Here is a 19,861-nt window from a genome sequence, read left to right on the forward strand (position 1 = left end):
GTAATAAGTAGGGGCTGAGACCTCCAGAGCTCTGCAGACATCGGCGACGGCTTGGCCTTGGTTAAGCAGTTGTTCCGCGGTGCGCAGCTTGCGGATGATCTGCTCGGGGTTGTGGCGTTTGCGTTTCATGGGGCTTCTCCTGGCCAAATCTGGCCGGTAAGGAAGCTCTCATAAGGGCTGGTTCAGTTTTTGGGGTCCACGTCAGGGCGATAGAAAAAAGTAGTAGCAGCTGTCCGCTTGGTTTTTTTAGCTCCGGTAACTACTGCCTCAGTAGCCCAAGTAATGAACGGGAAGCAATCCAAAAAACTGGTAGTTCATGCCCGCTTGGATGGTTTAGCTCCGGCAGCTATTGCTTAAAAAGCCGTTGATGTAGGTAGCGGCTGGCAAATAGGCCCTTGAGGTCAACAGCAAGCCCGCCAAAAGAGGTTTTAAACCCCTAGCTGCCCAACGAAAGAAACAACAGCTTTTTTGGATCAGTTTTATGGCATCTCATTCATCTCGTTTCCATCTCAGGAGCTCAATTTCAACCAATTCTGCTTTTTGAAATTTTTGCTCTCAGGGAGCTCTCAAAGCAAAACATCTCACCAAACATCTCACATGTGGCTTTTTCATTTTTAAATCCATTGCACTGCAATGAGACTGAGCGAGAAATGGTTGAGCCTTCCAAGCTGATATTCGAAACAGTAAGAAGCCCATCCCACAATTACTGATCCATCCCCTTAAATTCTTTAAGCAGTGTCCGATTCAACTTGTTATTACAGCTAATCAGCAACTGCGGGTAAATACTGCCATCTTTATAAGGTGCATATGCAGCAGTGCAAACAGCTTTGCTTGCTTCTTGCCATTGCTGATAAATGGCGGTGGGCAATTTGCTATTTAACTGTTTAGTTGATTTCTCTAATTGCACTCCAGCGCAATAGCGCATCTCCACAGTGGTTTCACCAGGGCAGTTGAGTTTGGTTGGTTGGGCCCTAGCAGCAGTAGATGGCAGCAGCAACAGGCCTAATAGCAATAGCGTTTTCATAGATCCTTTAGCCCCTTGAGCAGCGTACGGCTAGTTGCTGGTGGGGTAGGGGGAAGGCAAAACAAATGTTGAATRAAARCGGCCGATATGGCGTCAATGTGGCCGAGAAGCTCCTGATGCTTACGGATGTTGGAGTTCTRSTTTAAAAGCCCTGGGGACGCTTACGAACGCTAAAAAGTTCCACGTTATCGTTTGTGGTAACAGGGTTTACATCCACACGTTTGGGTATGGCCATCACATTAAAKGCCAAAGACCAACGTTCACCATCTCCCCGAAACGGAGCYACTGAATGGGGTTGCCAGGCAGGAAATATGTAGAAATCGCCAGGAACAGGCAACACATATTCAGCCATGCCGGTGCGAAAGCTTTGRATGTGCCATTCCTCAGGGCCATACAAACACAATTGKCCATCAAAACTATTGCTATTGATCTGGGGCGGAACCTGTAAAAAGATCACCCCAGARAAACTRCCSCCGTGGGTGTGGGTTGGGTTGTAATCACCCGAGCGCTGCACATTTAGCCATAAATCAACCATCTGCAAKCCATARCGYCCMTCWGCCCAGGGTCCACGCCCYTGGGGCGGCAAGCGATCGATCACATGGCGAATCCAACRCTCACACCCAGGCAAGATCACCTCGCGGCAGAGCTCCTGCACAGCTGGTTGTTGGGGGCCAAGTTCAAGCTGCAGTGCAAGCTGACCGGCAAGTTTGTGGGAGGCATTAGGGCTGCGATCAGGYGCCTTCAACACCTCTTTAGCCAAAACCTGCAAAGAAGAGAGCAAAGTTTGGGCCAGGTTGCCTTTGAGCACATAGCGAGGAAAAAGCTCCAACACCTCCATGGTGATGTCCAAAAGTTCAGGCTGAGGCTAGGTGCTAACTCAACTMATCAAGTAAGCGCTCAACACTGTTCACCTTATCTTCAAGGCTTTGCTGGCGATCAACTCTGGTATTTAGATGGATAGTGCTGAATAAACGGGGGCAACCCATGGCATGGAGTTGCTCATGGCAACTACGCACCGCAGCAAACACCTCATCCCATTCGCCTTCGATAGCAGTGCCATTCGGATGGAGTTGAATTTTTAAACCAGCTGCTGTTAGCAGCCGCTCACAGGTGGCRATATAGGGGGARAGGTTTACGCCCACACCCACTGGTACCACACACAAATCAACAATTACCTTCATGGCAAAACGCCGTAACTACACCATCATCGCCCCGCACCATGACAGGCTCAAGGCAGTAGCAGCAAAACCCTGATCAGCCTCCAGGATGTAACAAAAGACTTTGGGGTAAAAACCTTGCTCCACAAGGTGARTCTCGAAGTTGGCCCACGGGAACGGATGGGCCTAATCGGCACCAATGGTTCCGGAAAATCCACCCTGTTGAGATTGATGGCAGGCCTAGAACCGCCRGGTGGYGGCAGCGTGCAAATAAACACTCGCAGCAAAGTGATCTATGTGGATCAAAACCCAACCCTTGATCCAAATCGCACRGTGCTTGARCAGGTATTTGCCGATAGCGGTGAAAAGATGCAAGTGGTAAAAAGCTATGAAAACATCACKCTTCAATTACAAGAAAATCCAACAAGTAGCAATTTATTAGCAGAACTTGGCAGCCTTAGCGGCCGCATGGATCAACTAAATGCCTGGGAATTAGAACGCCAATGCCATGAAGTGCTGAGCCGGCTTGGCATAAATGATCCAAACCGTAAGGTGGGTGAACTTTCAGGTGGATATCGCAAACGCTTAGCWTTAGCCGCAGCATTAGTAGCAGAACCCGATGGCCTATTGCTAGATGAACCAACAAACCATTTAGATGCACTTGCAACAGAATGGCTACAAGAATTCCTTGCCCGCTTTCCAGGGGCATTAGTGCTAATCACCCACGACCGGTATTTTCTAGAAAGRGTAACAAACACAATAATTGAATTAGAGGCAGGTAATTTAAAACGTTATCCTGGTAATTATGGTGCTTATCTTGAATTAAAAAACCAAGAAGATATTGCTGATGYAGCCCAGCAACGGGCCTATCGCTCAGTAATGCGGCGCGAAATGGAATGGTTAAAACGCGGCCCTAAGGCTAGAAGCACAAAGCAAAAAGCCCGCATTCAACGAATTGCTGAAATGCGAGAACAAACATTTAAACCAGTAAAAGCAAAAGTTGAAATGGCAAGTGCCGGCAGGCGCCTTGGYAAAACAGTTATTGAAGTTGAAAATCTACACCGCCAGATTGGCGATCGCACATTAATTAAAGATTTTAGCTATAGCTTCTCACCGGAAGATAGAGTGGGATTTATCGGCCCCAATGGTGTGGGTAAATCAACATTACTAGATCTTTTRAATGGGAAACAGGAACCGGATGGKGGCTTAGTTCARAGGGGTGAAACCGTTGTGATCGGTTGYTTTGATCAACATTCGGAGGAACTATCAAATAATTTAAAAGTAATTGAAGTAATCAAAGAAGTAGCCGAAAGGATTGATCTRGGTCAAGGTGAATTCCTATCAGCTTCACAGCTACTAGAGCGCTTCTTRTTTCCACCCGCACAACAATAYAGCCCCGTTTCTAAATTATCAGGCGGCGAAAAGCGCAGRCTTCATCTMTGCAGATTGCTAATGGCAGCTCCCAATGTTTTACTGCTCGATGAACCCACAAACGACCTTGATATTCATACCCTWGGGGTTTTAGAGGATTACATTGAAGATTTTCGRGGGTGTGTAATCATAGTTTCACACGATCGTTATTTTCTAGATCGCACAATCGATCGCTTATTTTGCTTTCAAGMAAATGGCATATTAGAGCGTTTTGAAGGAAATTACAGTGAATGGCTTGAACACCAACARCAGCAAAYWCAAGATCAACAAAAACAACCCGCAAAAAYAGYAACCGCCAMCAAAAGCCAAACAACKGTTAAACCACCTAAAACAAAATCGCGYAAGCGTAGCTTTAAAGAACAAAGGGAATTGGATCAATTAGACAAAAACCTGCCAATGCTAGAGCTAGAAAAGATGAGCCTTGAGGCAAAACTAATAAATGCAAACTACGAAGAAATTGAAAATATCACCACAAAACTTGCTAGCCTATGTTCACAAATCACAAAGGGTGAGGAGCGCTGGCTTGAAATAAGTGCCCTTGAGGAAAATTGATCGAGTGGGTTAACATAAAAAAAGCAAGCCGATGCGTTCAATGCCGATTAAAAGCTGGAATTATTTTCTGATTTTCAGTGCCTTAGCTGTGGTATTACCAGCGCCAGAAAATATATCAATGCACCTGCCATACTTCCTTCTTTGTGGATTAGGTTTAATCCCCCTAGCCCACGAAGCTGCAAAATTAGTAGATGAACTCATCGGCAAAGTTGGCGATAGAATCGGCAGCCTACTAAATATAACTTTAGGCAACATACTGGAATTAATCATTGCCATAACRGCCCTCAAYAGCGGCCTRTATAATCTTGTRGTTATTGGAATCGCMGGCTCTGTAATCACCAACACGCTTCTAATATTGGGTATTTCAACRGTAATCGCWGGAAGGAAACAACTTAATATAGAACTTCAGGCCCATAGCAGAGCCCTGAGCACRAATCAACTGCTTATTAGCGTAACACTATTATCGATTCCATCCGTATTTTTYTGGAATGCCCTGCGYCCCCTAAGTGAAGGGAGCGAAAAGATGGATAATTTTTCAATCTATTCAATTATTGTRGCTGTTCTRATTCTTGGCTCATATTTAATGAGTTATGTTCTACAACTAGGCACCCATAGATCATTTTTTATTAAGCCAAAACAAAAAGAATCAGATCATRCATYAGGYAATTCAACTAGTTTTGCMAAAATAATTTTAATGCTTRTTGTTATAACAATTGCCATGGCCTTGGTATCAAATCATTTAGTTGATGCCCTAGAATATCTAGTAAAAGGTTCCCACCTAACGCCACTGCTTGTGGGGATGTTYATCCTGCCACTATTCTCAGCCATACCAGAAGCAATAGTTAGCATTAGAGCTGCCACTAACGGRCGCATGGACATAGCAATGACCAGCACAGTTGAATCAAGTGTTCAATTGCTCCAATTTGTATTACCTTGTTTRGTGTTAATTGGAATCCCMTTACAAAATTATTTGCATCTCACCTTCCCKCCGGAGGCCYTAGCMTCACTTTTTGGAGCGGCCCTKGTGGTGCAATGGCTTACGGAAGCCAACTCATTGAATTGGTATAAAGGTATATTATTRCTAATCACCTACAGCACATTRATTACWGGCGCTGTGTTGTTAAAATAAAASCTTMCAACTTGATAATTAGTAARATCAYAAAAGAGCAATGCAATCAATTTCAACCCTAGCTCCTTTAGGCAAWGCTGCCACTTGAACGCAAGCCCTAGCTGGGGACACACCAGTGGAAAACATTTCAGCATAAATACTATTTACATCACTRAAATCGGCAAGATCAACAAGAAATACGGTAGTGCGCACCACCCKCTCTGCGCTGCAGTGGGCAGCCTCTAAAACAGCTTTCAGGTTTGATAACACCTGCCTGGTTTCAAGCCGCACATCACCTGCACCCACCATTTCASCAGTGAYTGGGTGCAGAGCTATTTGACCTGAACAAAAAAGCATTCCACCTGCTTTTAYCGCTTGGTTRTAGGGCCCCACCGGCGAYGGTGCCTGATTGGTTTGCACCGCCTCAATTTGATCCAATTCCATGGCTGCTTAAACAGAACACAATTATTCTTGCAGTTCAGATTTCAGAAATTATCCTTACGTGTGCGAATTTCAGCTAGCACTTCAACSGGATCAATAAAACCCGTKGCCGCCTGCAGCCTGGCATCYTTGCAACGCATAAATGGRTTGGTTGCCAATTCCARATCAATCCGTGATGGCACGGTTGCCATATTCCTAGCCCGCAGCTCCTGCACCTGTTGCCAACGTTCTTGAAGTGCTTGATTCGTTGGRTCTTGGCTTAGGGCAAATCGCAGATTTGCTTGCGTGTATTCATGGGCACACCACACTTGGGTATCAGGATCTARGGCAGCAAATTGCTGCAGCGATGCCCACATCTGGGCGGCTGTTCCTTCAAATAAACGTCCGCAGCCACCKGCAAATAAGGTGTCRCCGCAAAATAATTCAGGCCCAGCTTCTCCCACCCTTGGCARGTAGTAAGCGATATGAGCTCTGGTGTGACCAGGCACAGAAAGCACATGCAATGGCCTACCAAATAAATCCAATTGCTCACCAGCCCCTARRCCACGGGTTTGAAAAGGAATCCGCTYTCGATCAGCAGCAGCAGCCCACACCTGGGCCTTAGGCCAGTGCTGCAGCAGCTCGGGGGTGCCGCCGATATGGTCGCTGTGGTGGTGGGTGTGCAGCACCAMCTCCAGGCTTAATTTGCGCTTCTCCAGYAGTTCGAGCACWGGTGAGGCAATGGCTGGATCAACCACCGCTGCCCGCCCGGCTGAACCAATCAACACAAAAATGTAGTTGTCGCGCAACACAGCTAGGCGCTGGATTTCAAGCATTACARCCACRTKTCTTGCWSYAGTTTGGCGCCATGGGCCGGTGCCGGTGATTACAGTTTGATTWGGTGAACGCAAGGCATGATCACGGTTGCCCTTCCCAAGGGGGCGCTACTCAAGGATTCGGTAACCCGTTTTGCTGCGGCAGGCCTTGATTTCAGCGCTATCACCAATCCAAATAACCGCCAATTGATGCTGCCTAGCGCCTGCGGYAAAGCAAGGGCCCTACTGGTGCGCAATGGTGATGTGCCCGTTTACGTGGCCTACGGCCAAGCCCAACTGGGGGTGGTTGGTTACGACGTTTTGCAAGAACAACAAAGAAGCGTTGCCCAACTGCTCGACCTCGGTTTTGGCGGCTGCCGCATGGCCGTAGCAGTAAAGGAAAATAGCCCCTATCGCCGCGCCGCTGATCTGCCAGCCCATTGCCGGGTGGCAAGTAAATTCACCCGCTGCGCATCGGAATATTTTCAAAAATTAGATCTACCKATCGACCTTATCCATCTCACCGGATCTGTGGAATTAGGGCCACTCACAGGCATATCAGAAGCAATCGTAGACCTTGTGGCCACTGGCCGCACCCTTAAAGACAATGGCTTAATCGCCATCGAAGATCTCTTTTTTAGTACGGCCCGATTAGTGGCTCACCCGCTTTCAATGCGTCTAGATAATGGTGAACTGCARGATTTAGTAGATGCCATTGCAACAAAAAATCCTGATAATCAATGAAGGATTTGCGTAGGCTGCAACGCCTGTTGCCATAYCTGGCCCGGGATCGACGCAGATTATTTCTTGCCATAAGCCTYCTTTTACCAGTGGCCGCCGCCAGTGCTGTGCAACCACTATTGGTGGGCCAAGCAATTTCCGTRTTGCGGGGTGAACAGGCCTGGTGGTGGCTGCAGGCAATGCCAATGGCCTCWGCCCTGCGCTGGTTGATCGGCCTATTGCTRATAGCAGTGTTGGTGCGCCTTGCCCTGCAAGGTAGTCAAAGTTTGTTAGTGCAAACCATTGGCCAACGGCTTACCTCACAATTGAGGGTTGATTTATTTAGCCACACCCTCAATTTATCGCTGCGCTTTCACGACCGCACCCCCGTTGGTAAATTGATAACCCGATTAACAAATGATGTAGATGCCCTGGCGGAGGTATTTGGTTCAGGCGCAATCGGAGTAATTGCTGATGTGGTTACTTTTGTAGTAATCGCATCATTAATGCTATCAATCAATCGGCCGCTGGGATTAATGCTGCTGTTTCTGCAAATCCCCATAACCTGGCTTGTGATAAGCCTTCAACAGCGTTATCGAAAAGCTAATTACAGAGTTAGAGARGAATTAGGCCARCTCAATTCAGATCTTCAAGAAAATCTTCAAGGCCTTGAAGTTGTTCAAATGTTTAGGCGRGAAACACTTAATAGTGAACGCTTCGCAATAACAAATGGAAAATATCGCAAGGCAGTTGATGGAACGATCTTTTATGACAGTGCTATCTCAGCTTTACTTGAATGGATCTCATTAGCAGCAGTAGCGCTTGTGCTAGCCGTTGGCGGACATCTGGTTACGTCGGGAAGCGTTGGCTTAGGTGTGTTAACAACCTTTATCTTATTCTCGCAACGCTTATTTGATCCCCTTAGGCAACTGGCGGAACGCTTCACCCARATTCAAGCTGGCCTAACAGCAATTGAGCGGATTGGAGAATTGCTAGATACACCTTTAGAAATAAAAGAAGCAAAAAGCTTCATATCATCAGATCAACCAAAATCAGGTGAGGTTATATTTGAAGATGTTTGTTTTGCCTAYAGGGATGATGAACCGATTCTAGAGAACATAAACATACATATTAAGCCCGGTGAGCACATTGCACTTGTGGGGCCCACAGGATCTGGTAAAACCACCGTAATACGTTTACTGTGTAGATTATATGAACAACAGCAGGGTCGCATATTATTAGACGGGGTTGATATCAGAGAATTACCGATACCAGATCTGAGGCAAAGGCTGGGTGTTGTGCTTCAAGATACTTTTCTATTTAGCGGAAGTGTTGCCAATAATCTAACCTTAAATTCTGAATGTAGTCGCCATGAATTAGAGCAGCTCTGTAAAGACCTTGGCCTGGCACCAATGCTGGAAAAACTACCTAATGGCTTAGATACATCACTAAGGGAACGGGGTGGCAATTTAAGTTCAGGYGAAMGACAACTACTCGCAATCGCAAGGGTTGCCCTACGCAATCCTTCAGTGTTGGTTATGGATGAGGCAACAGCCTTCCTMGATCCCAGCACCGAGGCAACCTTACAAAATGAYTTAAGTAAGTTATTAACAAATCGMACCGCYATYGTAATCGCCCATCGCCTAGCAACGGTGGAGGCGAGCGATCGGATCTTGGTTCTAAAACGGGGGCGCGTAGTTGAAGAAGGCAGTCATATTGATCTGCGCGCCCAAGGTGGCCTCTATGCCCAACTGGCCGACCTGCAGGAACGGGGCCTGGCAACCCTCTAAATGAAAGCAAAATGAACAGCAGTAATACACAACAATCAACACTCAGCGAACCATTAYTGGATAAGCTCTATGGTGAGCAATGGCGTGAGCTAAAAACTAACAATGAAAAGTTAAGGCTGGTAACTAGCTTTGATCGTGAAATTGATTTAATTGAATTAGAGCAACTTTGTGATGCGGTGGGTTGGTGCAGAAGGCCGCAAAGAAGGGTTCGTAAAGCCCTGGATAATTCCCTATTGGTTATTGGTTTATGGCGCCATGACCCGCGMCTACCGCGATTGATTGGTTTTGCCCGTTGYACTGGYGATGGCGTGCTTGATGCMACCATCTGGGATTTAGCAATTCAYCCYCTATATCAACGCAATGGCCTTGGCAAGGGAATGATGSTTGTATTACTTGAACGCTTACAAATGATGGAAGTGGAAAAGGTAACCCTATTYGCCGACGCTCAAGCGGTGCGTTTTTATTCGGGCCAAGGYTGGAATCTCGAACCCCGAGGYGAACGTTGCGTTTTTTGGTATGCKAGGTAAWACCTTTTCACAAAGCAGTAATTATTTTTGCTTAAAAAAGTTATGGCGCCATTCCCTACCAAGCCCAGCCCAGGGGTAGTCAAGTTAAAAGATTAATATCTATCGGAACTTATCCGTAAACTGGTGAAATGGGAAAAAATTCTATTATTGCAATTTTTTTATGATTAATATTGTTTCTGTAAAATTTCCGCACTCACCCCACGGCGCCAGGCGGCCCGTAATTTTGCATTCCGCCAGCAACTGCGCCACACCCCTAAACGTTGCCAGCGTCTACCACTAACCGTTATCGCTGCYGGTGCTATCACCACAGAGCCAAGTTTTTTTAAGCGTTGCACCAAATCAAGATCTTCCATTAATGGGATCGGTTGAAAACCTCCCACCAACCCATAGGTTTGTTTTGTTACTGCTAAGCCTTGATCGCCATAGGGAAGTTCACGCCAACTACTGCGCAAATGCACAAAGAATTCAAGTAGGCGCAGGCGCCAWCCMSCAGCCTGCACCYTTARGCGAAAGGCAGCAGCAATCACACCTGGTTGTTCTAAACAATCAGCCAGCAGGCCACACCACCCCGCAGGTAAACGGGCATCGGCATGAACAAAAAACAAATGGCTGCCCCTTGCCTGCAATGCGCCATGGGCTAATTGGGCTCCSCGATTGGCACAACTAAATCTCAATAACTTGGCACCCATCAACAGGGCTAATTCRCAACTGCCATCACTGCTGCCGCCATCAACCACTATYAATTCAGCCACGTCCTGCAACTGAGCCAACAGGCCACCAAGCAACTCCACTTCGTTCAGCACTGGAATCACCACACTCCACTGGCCTGGTTCCCGGAAATTAGCCATCTCCATCTCCATCRCAWTCGCCAAACCATGGGTTGAGGTTKTGCAACTKATCAATATCAGCTCTGCTTTTTAGTAGCCATGGATATAAACCTAAAAKTTGMGCCCTATCTKTAGTTGCAGCAAGCACCTGATTGCTACCCCATGGGATTCCGCTAAATAAGGAACCATGCGAGTGGTTTAAACCAATTAACCAATAGCCCCCATCTAGGGCTGGTCCTATCACCAAATCCCGTTGGTTGAGTGCTTCAAATGCATCGTTAATATCCATAGCGCTAAGYAGCGGTAGATCACTACCTATCAACACCACATGCCTAGCGCCGCCCCTGAATGCCTTTGCAAATTGCCKTTGCATTCGCAAGCCAAGGCCACCWACCCCCTGGGCACAACCAATTGCTATAACCACAGCTCCATYTGCGGTAGTTGATCGCCATTGATTAGCTACCSCAAGGGTGTGGGCCAACAGTTGCCTTTGAATCCGAGCRGCAGCMACTGCTCCGATATCTATCGCTAATCTGCGTTTACATCTACCMGGTGCKGGCAAACGSCCCAGCAGCACCAAAACCCTGCTAGCCCTCACCCCTGGCCCCTRGGTAAYTCCATCGGCCGCAACTTAAAGGCTTGGGTTTTACCYTGSCGTTCCACTGTGATCATTAATTCACGACCAACCTGGCCGCCTTCCACCGCCACCTGCACATCRGAGGGGCTCTTAACCGGCTGGTTGGCAACTTTCAAGATCAAATCACAACTGCGCAATCCCCCTTGGGCCGCGGGGCTGCCCTGCACCACATCAACTACCACCACAGCATTGCGTTCAGGCAATTTGCAATTGTTACCAGTGGCATTCACCTCCCTAGCCAGCTGTGGAGTAATCGCCTGCAGTTTTACACCTAAATAAGGATGGCTAGCCCTGCCTGCTTCGAGGATTTGTTGAGCAACAACTTTTGCTTTATTGATGGGAATAGCAAAACTTAAACCAGCACCTGGTGCTTGGCGAATCGCTGTATTAATACCGATCACTTGGCCGCGRTCATTAATTAATGGTCCACCGCTGTTGCCCGGATTAACTGCCGCATCCGTTTGGATATAAGCAACCCGTTGGCCGCCACCAAGGGCATCGGTGCGGGCWGTAGCACTAACAATTCCAAGCGTTACGGTGTTATCAAGGCCGAGGGGATTACCGATGGCGATGGCCCATTCCCCTGGACGCACAKYCGCTGAATTACCCAGCGGTGCCACAGGTAACCCCTGGGCTGCCACCTTTACAACGGCCACATCGGTGAGGGGATCTGCGCCGAGCACTTTGCCCGGAAAACTACGGCCATCGGGCAAGGTGATAGCAACACTGCCCGCCCCCTCAACCACATGGGCATTCGTAAGCAATAAACCATCGGATCGGGTAATAAAACCTGAGCCAAGCCCCTGCTGCTCCTGCAASGGCGGGCCCATGCCAAAAATGCCGCCGATTGGATTAGCAACTTCTTTTTTGATATCGATCCGCACCACAGCAGGCCCCACCTTGGCCACCGCATCGGCCACAAAACTGCTTCCCACAGCRATCGGCGCCTGGGATGGACCATCGCTTAACTGCGGCGCCTTAGGGGGTGCACCAGGGCGCCATAGGGAGCTGCAGCCCCCAAGCAGCAAAAGCACTGGCAGCAGTTGGGGAAAGCGAAATTCAAAATTGCAACGCACAGGACCCATCGGTAACGGCTGATTGCTGGAAGTATCGCGCTAGGCGGTAGAAGCTGCGCAATGCATCTATATTCGGCATTCGGCACAGGTTGGATCGGTTTTCCCCAAGTGACAGCCTCGCCTTTGCCAGAGCCAGATTTATGGGATCAAGTGCAGAAAGAACTGCACAGCAATCTCAGCAAACCAACATTTGAAACATGGATACGGCCGGTGCGTTGCCTTGCAGCCACTGGCGACACCCTGCAATTGGAAGCACCAAATCCATTYGCCTCCGGCTGGTTACAACGCAACTACCTGGGCCTGATCACCGAACTRGCTAGCGCCCACGGCGGTAGAGCCGTGCAGGTGATCATCACAAGCGCAAACGATCCAGGTGGCTCTCCGCCCCTACCCGCCCCYAGCAACTATCAGCCAAGCAACACACAASCTCAAACTSCCACCCCAGCCACACGGCTAAGGGCAAACCTCAACCCCCGCTACACATTTCAACGCTTTGTGGTGGGCCCCAACAGCCGCATGGCCCATGCCGCKGCCTTAGCCGTGGCCGAATCGCCCGGCAGGGAATTCAACCCCCTTTTCCTGTGTGGTGGTGTGGGCTTAGGTAAAACCCATCTGATGCAAGCCATCGGCCACTACCGGGTGGAGATCGATCCAGAGGCGAGGGTTTTTTATGTTTCAACAGAAACATTCACCAATGATTTAATCCTTGCYATTCGCAAAGATGGAATGCAGGCCTTCCGCGATCGCTATCGCGCCTGTGAYCTTATTTTAGTAGATGATATTCAATTCATTGAAGGCAAGGAATACACCCAAGAAGAATTTTTYCACACCTTYAATGCCCTACATGAAGCCGGTCGTCAAATCGTTATCGCCAGCGATCGGCCCCCAAGTCAAATTCAACGCTTGCAGGAACGGCTGATCTCACGTTTTTCCATGGGCTTAATTGCCGATGTTCAAACACCAGATTTGGAAACGCGAATGGCGATTTTRCATAAAAAAGCAGAACAGGAAAAAATGAAATTACCACGTGATTTAATTCAATATCTAGCCGGCCGCTTCACATCAAATATTCGTGAATTAGAGGGTGCCCTCACCCGGGCTGTGGCCTTTGCATCTATTACTGGCCTACCAATGACAGTGGAATCAGTTGCACCTCTACTTGGTTCATCAATGCCGGAAGGAGAGATTAATCCCAAATTATTGCTAGAAAAAATTGCTGAAGTTTTTGGTGTTAGCACGGTTGAGATGTGCAGCAGCAGTCGTAAAAAAGCTGTTAGCCAAGCCCGCCAGGTGGGAATGCATTTAATGCGTCAATGCACAAACCTAAGCCTGCCTAAAATTGGCGAACAATTTGGTGGTAAAGATCACACAACTGTGATGTATGCAGTGCAGCAAATAGAGAAAAAACTGGGCACCGATCCAAATCTTGCCAACCAAGTGCAGCAGGTTAAAGATCTACTGCAAATTGATTCCCGCAGGCGCAATTAATAAATCAACCAATTAATAAACAAACCAATTAAAAAAGCTCATATCAGGCCATCTATGCTGGTTGCAAAAGCGTAATCTTCCTCTGATATCGGAGATCCTTCATTTTCAGACCTAAGGGTGATATTCACATAGGTGCGGCCAAAGCTGATGTCGGGAAAGCGGCCCTGCTGCTCACAAAAATCATTCAAGCGATCTAAAAAATCACGATTGCTGGCGTAGTTGCTGAATTCAAGCCGCCTTTCCAGCCACTCCACACGGTCTGGTTTTGGTCTAGCTGTCCATTGATGATCCATATCTGAAACTTTAAGCCGCTAGGCAATCGGTGCGCCCTTGGCAAAGACGCTGGGCCCAGGCATTGGCGTAGGCCCCATCAGCGGCAATTTCAGCGGCATCGGCACCGGCCAAACCATGGGGGAAAGTACCAGCGATGGCGGCGTTGGTTACACAAAACATCGCCTTCTGAAAGCTGCTGCAGATCTTCACTCGCACATCACCAGCACCGCGGGTGCGGCCTTCGTAGAGCTGCTCCAAGCGCAAAGGCAGGTGGCGATACATRTCCTGCATCAACAAGCTGGGCGGGATGCCAGCCCCCATGCTGGGCARGGGGTCTGCGTAGAGGGCCCCATAACAAAACTTGGCCTGATCAGGGGATATTTGTTGCGCCTGGGCATTAAAGGAAACGGTGCCCAAAAATGGCGTACCCCTAAGRAAWACAGCCTCCACATAGGGAACAGCCACATCACCAAGAAAAGTGAGGCCAGCTTCTGGGGGCAAGATCCAATAATGATTGCCATCAATCTGCACCCCATAGCTGATCGGATTAGCAGCAGCTGCCACCAAGCCAAGCTTTATGAAATCAACAAGCTCAGCGATTGAGCTAACCCGGCCATCGGCCTCGGCGCTGGCCAGATCGATGAACAGATCGCTCATCACACGCCAAAATTGMCCCAAGGCATGGGTAGTGGCAGCAGMGCGAATCAACTCRGCTAAAAACTGCGGRAAAASAGGATGCAAAATACCCAACAACGGATCTCGCCGTTTACGGGCAATGATCAAGGCRCAATTATTTAAAAATTGATCGCTATCAAGATAGGCRTCCATGCCGCCTGTGCCATGCCAAAGCATGGATTTCATRCAATATTCMGCATATTCAAAATTAATGCGGTCATGGCAAAGATGCCGCCAGATTTTTGCAATTGATTTATCACCATTTAAATACTTAAACAGTGGAAAAGGCACGAGGAATTGATCTTCAGCCTGATAAATCAAATTTTTACTATAGGCATCRAGCACTTCACCATAGCTTTTAAGAACATCAACCACCTCAATTAAATGGGTTTTAGTATCGGCTAGTAATGGTTCAGAAGCAAGTAATTTACGTTGCAATTCCAAGGCGCTTGGAACYGYCCCAGAGCGCACCAATTCAGAAGGTATAACTGGCATTAGCCCACCCCAGCAAATAATTGGGCCATGGCGCCTGTGGCTGCATTGCTTACACTGCCAAGMCCCWCTGGCAACAAACCAATTGAAATAACAGCAATGGCTAAGGCAAGGGCTGGGATTGTTTCCCTTAGCGCCACTGGTGCCAATTGMACATCTAAGCGTTTATGCAGTTCTGGATCATCAGCTGGGGTGATAGCTAAACGGCCAAAAAAGGCGCGATTCACAAGCAACAGAAAGTAAACAGCAGTTAAACCAGATCCAACCATGGAAAGCAAAGTAGCTAATGGATAGGTTTGGATGCTGCCCCTAAATACAAGGAATTCTGAAATAAAACCAGCCGTTCCTGGTAAACCAGCACTTGCCATAACRCCAAGAATCATCAGGGTGCCCGTAAARGGAAGCCCCCGCTCAGGATTAAGAAGSCCCCTCAACACTTCCAAGTCTCTGGTGCCAGTTTTGCGATAAACAATACCCACAAGTAGAAACAAAAGAGCCGAAATCAAGCCRTGGCTAACCATTTGAAAAACAGCGCCCGTTAGGGCAACAGGGGTGGCTGCTGCTGCCGCCAGCAACACATAACCCATGTGGCCCACGGAGCTAAAGGCAACCATGCGCTTCATGTCCCTTTGGGCGATGGCGGCAAATGATCCATAGAGCACTGAAATTGCAGCCCAAATTGCCATGGCGGGAGCAAGCAAAGCCCAAGCATCAGGAAACATCCCTAAGCCAAAACGCAGCAAGCCATAGGTGCCAAGTTTCAACAACACTCCCGCAAGAAGAACTGAAACAGGCGTGGAAGCCTGGGTGTGGGCATCAGGCAACCAACTATGAAATGGCACAAGCGGAATTTTGATGCCAAAACCCACCARTAAACAACCCAGCAATAGGAGTTGACTAGTCATACTRATATTTTCAGTTATTAGCGGGCTCAAACTAAAATCAACACTGCCATTAATTARGGCTAAGCCAAGGAAAGCAGCAAGGATAAGAACACCTGAAAGGGCAGTGAACAAAAGGAATTTAGTGGCTGCATAAACCCTCTGGGCGCCACCCCAAATCAAAATAAGAAGCCARAGGGGAATTAATTCCAGCTCGTAGAAAAGCAGAAAAAACAATAAATTATTAGCAACAAATGCGCCATTWACAGCGCAGCTAATTAGCAAAATAAGAGCAAAGTAAAGCCTGGGYCTTTCGCTCAATTCCCTTGTGCAYACAGCCGCCACAAGGGTTAGGGCGGCATTTAGTAACACCAATGGYAKAGAAAGACCATCTATCCCTAATTCATAACGCAAGCCAAGCTTCTCCACCCAGCTATATGATTCCTGCAATTGCATGCCAGAAATMTCYGGATCAAAGGCAAACAGTAACCTCAAACTCCATATTAATTGAACAACCARCACGGCAATTGCTATGCTACGCATCCGCGTAGGTGCAAGATTGCTTGGCAAAATTAGAAAGAGCAATGCCCCAACCAGGGGAATTAAAAGCAGGATCGAAAGCATCATAATTCGCTCACCCTAAAGACCAAATTAGCGAGCMCAATAGCAGCACAATCGCTAACACTGCTGTGAGCACATAGGTTTGCATTTGGCCRCTAACAGCAAGTTTTAAGCCCTGGGCCCCCTGCATTGAAAGCAAYCCCAAGCGATTAGCAAGGCCGGTGATAACCTCTTGATCAAATCTATTAGTTAAATCGGCAAAGCCTGCAACCAATCTAACAATCGTAGCTCGGTATAATTTATCTGTATAAAAATCGTATGCAAGTAGATCTTGCAGAGCTCTCAAAGGTTTCAATACGGAGCGCGACCAGAAGCGGTCTAAACGCACCAAGCTGCCAGCCAGCACCCCAAGGGCGCCACTGGCAACAACSAGGCCAATRCTTGTWGAATTAACAGCGGATAAACCAGCTACGGGATTTAGGCGCTGAAACATTAATGGTAATAAYAAAACTATTACGGTTAAACTAACCATTGGTAAAGCCATCAACCAATTCACCTCAGGGGCCCGGCGCGTTTTGGGATGGGGAGTRTCKAGGAAAACCTGCCTRTAAACCCTCACCAAATTAAATGCTGTTAAGCCATTTGTTATCAACACAACAGCAGCCAAGAATGGCTGATTTGGCAAGAAGGCTTGCACCAGAAARCCAAAACACCAAAAACAACCCAAGGGCAATAGGCCGGTTAGGCCMGCCCCAGCCACCAAAAAAGCGCTGGTGGTGGCTGGCATGCGTGATCCCAAGCCKCCGAGTTCYGTGAGGTCTTGGCAATTAGTTGTGGCAATAACACTGCCAACACCCATGAAAATAAGTGCTTTTGCTAGGCCGTGGGCAAACAACAACAGCAGTGCCACMGCCGGTTGTTGTAGGGCAATTGCAATAAAAACGAGTCCGAGGTATGAACTTGTGCCATAGGAAAATGCCCTTTTAAGATCCACTTGGGCAATGGCAACCAAGGCGCCGCCAATGGCACTTATGGTGCCCACAACCAATAAAACATCYACTGCAAGTGGCGAAAATTGCAGCAATGGCATCAACTTAAGTAGCACCAATGCTCCGCAGGTAACTACCGCTGAATTACGCAGAATYGARGCTGGGTTTGGGCCCTCCATCGCCTCATCCARCCARAGATGCATGGGRAACTGGGCGCATTTACCCATKGGTCCTGCAATCAAGCCCAAGCCGATTAAAGTACCKGCAARGGGGGTTARGGCTCCAGTGGCGGTGGCTGTGGCCCCCCATTCATAAAGATCATTAAATTCTAAGGATCCAGCCCACGCAGATAGGGCAACCATCCCCATTAAAAGCATCACATCACCAACGCGTTTTGTGAGAAACGCATCCCGGGCAGCGGTAACAACCAAGGGTTGGGCATACCAAAAACCCACCAATAAATAGGTAGACAAYGTAAGCATTTCCAGCAGGAAATAGCTAACAAATAAATTACTGCTAAGCACCAAACCGGCCATAGCCCCCTCAAAGAAACCCAAMAGGGCATAGAAACGGGCTAAGGACCATTCCTTATCTAAATAACCAAGGGCGAAAACCTGCCCTAATAAACTCATRRCCGTAACAAATTCCAAGGCCGARAGATTTGTAAGGCTTAGTTCAAAACCAATTTGGAGTTTTAAATCAGCAACAGCAAACCAATCAAACTGCAGGCGTTGGGCACCCAGTTGCAATATTTGGCGCAACACCAAACTGCCATGGATTACACCAAGCAATGTCATTARCAAATTTAAATATGCAGCTGGCCTTGGCCCCTGGCGTTTAAACCAACCGGCCGCCCATGGCAWCGAAAGCARCATGCCACTCAAGCCRTATATCGGAATCAGCCACACAAGCTGAATCGAAAGGGGTAAATCGGATTGCATARATCAGGAATGCTGCAATGCTTGCAACCAAGCAGCYAAATCAACGCTATGTAGTTGTTCTTCCTCAAGTAGTGCTTGAAAAAAATYCCTGTTATCGCGATCATTAATCAATTGGCAAAACCTACTTGCCTCCGTGTAATGAAAAACCAAATCTTCCTCTAATTTGAGATTAGCTAGCAGCARCCCCTCCAAATTATTTGCACTWTCAACAGGCCGCAATTGAGATGCGGCAGGGGCAACGCCAAGGCTGAGCATGCGATYAATGATGCGTTCGCTGTGTTGCATCTCCTCAACTGCTTCCTTGCGAAAACGATCGGCAGCTTCCACTAGCTGCCAGTTGTTAACTAAACAAGCATGGGTGATGTATTGCTGCACMGCAGAGAACTCAAGGCTTAAGGCCCTACCKAGGGCCGCAAGCACCCTTGGATGAATCGTTGCCATGGGCMTTAACTCCGTCGRCTGCCGCTRGCGATCAAGGCAGGCTCCACCTCTGCGTGGGGACGGGCGATGATGTGGGCTGCCACTAGTCCATCGCCAACCCTTTCACAGGCATCAGCACCAGCCCTAACGGCTGCATTAACAGCTCCAGTTTCACCGCGCACCATCACGGTTACATAACCGCCGCCCACGAATTCACGGGCGATCAAGGTAACTTCTGCAGCTTTGGTCATGGCATCAGCGGCCTCGATGGCAGGCACCAAGCCACGGGTTTCAATCATGCCTAAAGCGATACCTTGAATTGGATTTGTCATGGCGGTTGAACGGCTACGGGTGGAAGGACTTTTTGGAGCGCTGGTGCTTGCTTTAGCTGGAACAGCTGGGGGTGTTGAAGGGGGAGTTGACGGCGATGTTGACGAGGATGGCACGGATTCAGCGGGCTGACGGGGTGTGGGGGTTGCCATGGCTGGAAGTGTTGTAAATGGTTAGTGAGCGAGRGGATTACTGGGTCAGCCGTCGGGGGCCCAGAAATCAATAATTCCGCCGATGGTGAGATCTGTATATGTRTTTGGATCAGGGCAAGCAAAGCGGGCCGCAGAACCACTGGCAGTAAAAACCCAATTGCCTGCTGAAGCACCAACTGGGTCTACGGCAACGCTTAATTTGCCTTTATTGCTGCGCAACACCCTTAGGTGCATATGGCCTAAACCAGCCACCCGATGGGTGCAAACAAGAGAACCGATCACCTGCATGATTTCCATTAGCTGGCCACCGGTGTTGCAGGGGGCTTGGGTGGTTCTGGTTCCCAATGGTCGATGATGCCAACAATTGTTAAATCGCTGGGGTAAGACTTACTTCCAGCCGCCTCCCTAGCGGCAGAACTGCCCACGCAAATTACCCAGTCGCCAGGCACACAACCCACAGCATCTACCGCCACCTTTTGGGTGCTGCCATCAAGCACAACCTGCAGATGTTTATGTTCAAAATCTGGAATGCGATTGGTTGAAACCAACGGCTTCACAACTTTACAAATAAGCAT

23 protein-coding genes are annotated in these 19,861 nt (G+C 48.2%); 6 read left to right on the forward strand and 17 right to left on the reverse strand.

Translation table 11 applies throughout. The features are described 5' to 3' along the window. The 4 genes from C7K08_RS16315 to C7K08_RS04490 form a co-directional block, all read right to left on the reverse strand. On the reverse strand, positions 1-129 hold a 129-nt coding region (locus C7K08_RS16315), incomplete at its 3' end, for a transposase (RefSeq protein ID WP_241537044.1). Positions 130-703: 574 nt separating this feature from the next. After that, positions 704-1,024 (reverse strand): lysozyme inhibitor LprI family protein, encoded by a 321-nt coding sequence (locus C7K08_RS04480; protein WP_106499455.1) that lies wholly within the window; start codon positions 1,022-1,024, stop codon positions 704-706. 142 nt (positions 1,025-1,166) lie between these two features. Beyond that, on the reverse strand, positions 1,167-1,862 hold the full coding sequence (locus C7K08_RS04485) for a putative 2OG-Fe(II) oxygenase (protein WP_106499456.1): 696 nt from the start codon (positions 1,860-1,862) through the stop codon (positions 1,167-1,169). 34 nt (positions 1,863-1,896) lie between these two features. Continuing rightward, positions 1,897-2,205: an MTH1187 family thiamine-binding protein gene (locus C7K08_RS04490; protein WP_106499457.1), complete on the reverse strand. Its 309-nt coding sequence runs from the start codon at positions 2,203-2,205 to the stop codon at positions 1,897-1,899. A gap of 126 nt (positions 2,206-2,331) precedes the next feature. Between C7K08_RS04490 and C7K08_RS04495 the strand changes: the two genes are divergently transcribed. Then, a complete protein-coding gene (locus C7K08_RS04495; RefSeq protein ID WP_241537040.1) occupies positions 2,332-4,164 on the forward strand; it encodes an ABC-F family ATP-binding cassette domain-containing protein in 1,833 nt (610 codons plus the stop codon). A 118-nt stretch (positions 4,165-4,282) separates the two neighbouring features. Next, a complete protein-coding gene (locus C7K08_RS16805; RefSeq protein ID WP_423218680.1) occupies positions 4,283-5,293 on the forward strand; it encodes a calcium:cation antiporter in 1,011 nt (336 codons plus the stop codon). 27 nt (positions 5,294-5,320) lie between these two features. Here the strand turns inward: C7K08_RS16805 and C7K08_RS04505 are convergent, their stop codons facing one another. Together C7K08_RS04505 and gloB are read right to left on the reverse strand one after the other, a co-directional pair. Beyond that, the gene (locus C7K08_RS04505) at positions 5,321-5,716 is read right to left on the reverse strand and encodes a RidA family protein (RefSeq protein WP_106499460.1); all 396 of its coding nucleotides are present in this window, start codon (positions 5,714-5,716) and stop codon (positions 5,321-5,323) included. 41 nt (positions 5,717-5,757) lie between these two features. After that, positions 5,758-6,528 carry a hydroxyacylglutathione hydrolase gene (gloB, locus tag C7K08_RS04510; protein ID WP_106499461.1) on the reverse strand — a complete coding sequence of 257 codons (771 nt, stop codon included), beginning with the start codon at positions 6,526-6,528 and terminating at the stop codon, positions 5,758-5,760. 78 nt (positions 6,529-6,606) lie between these two features. Between gloB and hisG the strand changes: the two genes are divergently transcribed. The 3 genes from hisG to C7K08_RS04525 are packed head-to-tail and all read left to right on the forward strand — an operon-like array spanning position 6,607 to position 9,544. Beyond that, positions 6,607-7,251, forward strand: a complete 645-nt coding sequence (gene hisG / locus C7K08_RS04515) for an ATP phosphoribosyltransferase (protein WP_106499462.1) — start codon at positions 6,607-6,609, stop codon at positions 7,249-7,251. Further along, a complete protein-coding gene (locus C7K08_RS04520; RefSeq protein WP_106499463.1) occupies positions 7,248-9,017 on the forward strand; it encodes an ABC transporter ATP-binding protein in 1,770 nt (589 codons plus the stop codon). Before hisG ends, C7K08_RS04520 begins: the two co-directional genes overlap by 4 nt. 11 nt (positions 9,018-9,028) lie before the next feature. Continuing rightward, positions 9,029-9,544 carry a GNAT family N-acetyltransferase gene (locus C7K08_RS04525; RefSeq protein ID WP_106499464.1) on the forward strand — a complete coding sequence of 172 codons (516 nt, stop codon included), beginning with the start codon at positions 9,029-9,031 and terminating at the stop codon, positions 9,542-9,544. A gap of 164 nt (positions 9,545-9,708) precedes the next feature. On the opposite strand, the gene C7K08_RS04530 is transcribed toward C7K08_RS04525, so the two are convergent. From C7K08_RS04530 to C7K08_RS04540, 3 genes are read right to left on the reverse strand one after another with little or no spacing between them, the layout of a single operon-like run. Continuing rightward, on the reverse strand, positions 9,709-10,392 hold the full coding sequence (locus tag C7K08_RS04530) for a TIGR04283 family arsenosugar biosynthesis glycosyltransferase (RefSeq protein WP_106499487.1): 684 nt from the start codon (positions 10,390-10,392) through the stop codon (positions 9,709-9,711). After that, complete coding sequence (locus C7K08_RS04535) at positions 10,385-10,969, reverse strand: TIGR04282 family arsenosugar biosynthesis glycosyltransferase (RefSeq protein ID WP_106499465.1); 585 nt, start codon at positions 10,967-10,969, stop codon at positions 10,385-10,387. The genes C7K08_RS04530 and C7K08_RS04535 overlap by 8 nt, the downstream gene beginning before the upstream one ends. After that, positions 10,966-12,093, reverse strand: a complete 1,128-nt coding sequence (locus C7K08_RS04540; protein WP_106499466.1) for a trypsin-like peptidase domain-containing protein — start codon at positions 12,091-12,093, stop codon at positions 10,966-10,968. Before C7K08_RS04540 ends, C7K08_RS04535 begins: the two co-directional genes overlap by 4 nt. 99 nt (positions 12,094-12,192) lie before the next feature. On the opposite strand from C7K08_RS04540, the gene dnaA reads away from it, so the two are divergent. Continuing rightward, positions 12,193-13,572 carry a chromosomal replication initiator protein DnaA gene (gene dnaA / locus C7K08_RS04545; protein ID WP_241537041.1) on the forward strand — a complete coding sequence of 460 codons (1,380 nt, stop codon included), beginning with the start codon at positions 12,193-12,195 and terminating at the stop codon, positions 13,570-13,572. Between the two features lie 38 nt (positions 13,573-13,610). On the opposite strand, the gene C7K08_RS04550 is transcribed toward dnaA, so the two are convergent. The 8 genes from C7K08_RS04550 to csoS4 are packed head-to-tail and all read right to left on the reverse strand — an operon-like array spanning position 13,611 to position 19,861. Beyond that, complete coding sequence (locus tag C7K08_RS04550) at positions 13,611-13,865, reverse strand: 4a-hydroxytetrahydrobiopterin dehydratase (RefSeq protein ID WP_106499468.1); 255 nt, start codon at positions 13,863-13,865, stop codon at positions 13,611-13,613. A gap of 10 nt (positions 13,866-13,875) precedes the next feature. Beyond that, positions 13,876-15,015 (reverse strand): CO2 hydration protein, encoded by a 1,140-nt coding sequence (locus C7K08_RS04555; protein WP_106499469.1) that lies wholly within the window; start codon positions 15,013-15,015, stop codon positions 13,876-13,878. After that, positions 15,015-16,520 (reverse strand): NADH-quinone oxidoreductase subunit M, encoded by a 1,506-nt coding sequence (locus tag C7K08_RS04560; RefSeq protein WP_106499470.1) that lies wholly within the window; start codon positions 16,518-16,520, stop codon positions 15,015-15,017. Before C7K08_RS04560 ends, C7K08_RS04555 begins: the two co-directional genes overlap by 1 nt. Positions 16,521-16,527: 7 nt before the next feature. Next, the gene (locus tag C7K08_RS04565) at positions 16,528-18,384 is read right to left on the reverse strand and encodes an NAD(P)H-quinone oxidoreductase subunit F (RefSeq protein ID WP_106499471.1); all 1,857 of its coding nucleotides are present in this window, start codon (positions 18,382-18,384) and stop codon (positions 16,528-16,530) included. A gap of 3 nt (positions 18,385-18,387) precedes the next feature. Continuing rightward, a complete protein-coding gene (locus C7K08_RS04570; protein WP_106499472.1) occupies positions 18,388-18,825 on the reverse strand; it encodes a ferritin-like domain-containing protein in 438 nt (145 codons plus the stop codon). Positions 18,826-18,830: 5 nt separating this feature from the next. Further along, complete coding sequence (gene csoS1 / locus C7K08_RS16620; RefSeq protein WP_272867423.1) at positions 18,831-19,286, reverse strand: alpha-carboxysome major shell protein CsoS1; 456 nt, start codon at positions 19,284-19,286, stop codon at positions 18,831-18,833. Between the two features lie 45 nt (positions 19,287-19,331). Beyond that, the gene (locus tag C7K08_RS04580; RefSeq protein WP_106499473.1) at positions 19,332-19,583 is read right to left on the reverse strand and encodes a carboxysome peptide B; all 252 of its coding nucleotides are present in this window, start codon (positions 19,581-19,583) and stop codon (positions 19,332-19,334) included. Then, positions 19,583-19,861, reverse strand: coding sequence for an alpha-carboxysome shell vertex protein CsoS4 (csoS4, locus tag C7K08_RS04585; RefSeq protein WP_106499474.1), 279 nt, complete (start codon positions 19,859-19,861; stop codon positions 19,583-19,585). Before csoS4 ends, C7K08_RS04580 begins: the two co-directional genes overlap by 1 nt.

The sequence above is a fragment of the Synechococcus lacustris str. Tous genome, assembly GCF_003011125.1.
GTDB lineage: Bacteria > Cyanobacteriota > Cyanobacteriia > PCC-6307 > Cyanobiaceae > Synechococcus_D > Synechococcus_D lacustris.

What these genes read in the sequence shown, in the direction of transcription:
- C7K08_RS04480 (WP_106499455.1), bottom strand. Translation starts at nt 1,024, where the DNA reads ATGAAAACGCTATTGCTATTAGGCCTGTTGCTGCTGCCATCTACTGCT.
- C7K08_RS04550 (WP_106499468.1), bottom strand. Translation starts at nt 13,865, where the DNA reads ATGGATCATCAATGGACAGCTAGACCAAAACCAGACCGTGTGGAGTGG.
- csoS4 (WP_106499474.1), bottom strand. Translation starts at nt 19,861, where the DNA reads ATGCTTATTTGTAAAGTTGTGAAGCCGTTGGTTTCAACCAATCGCATT.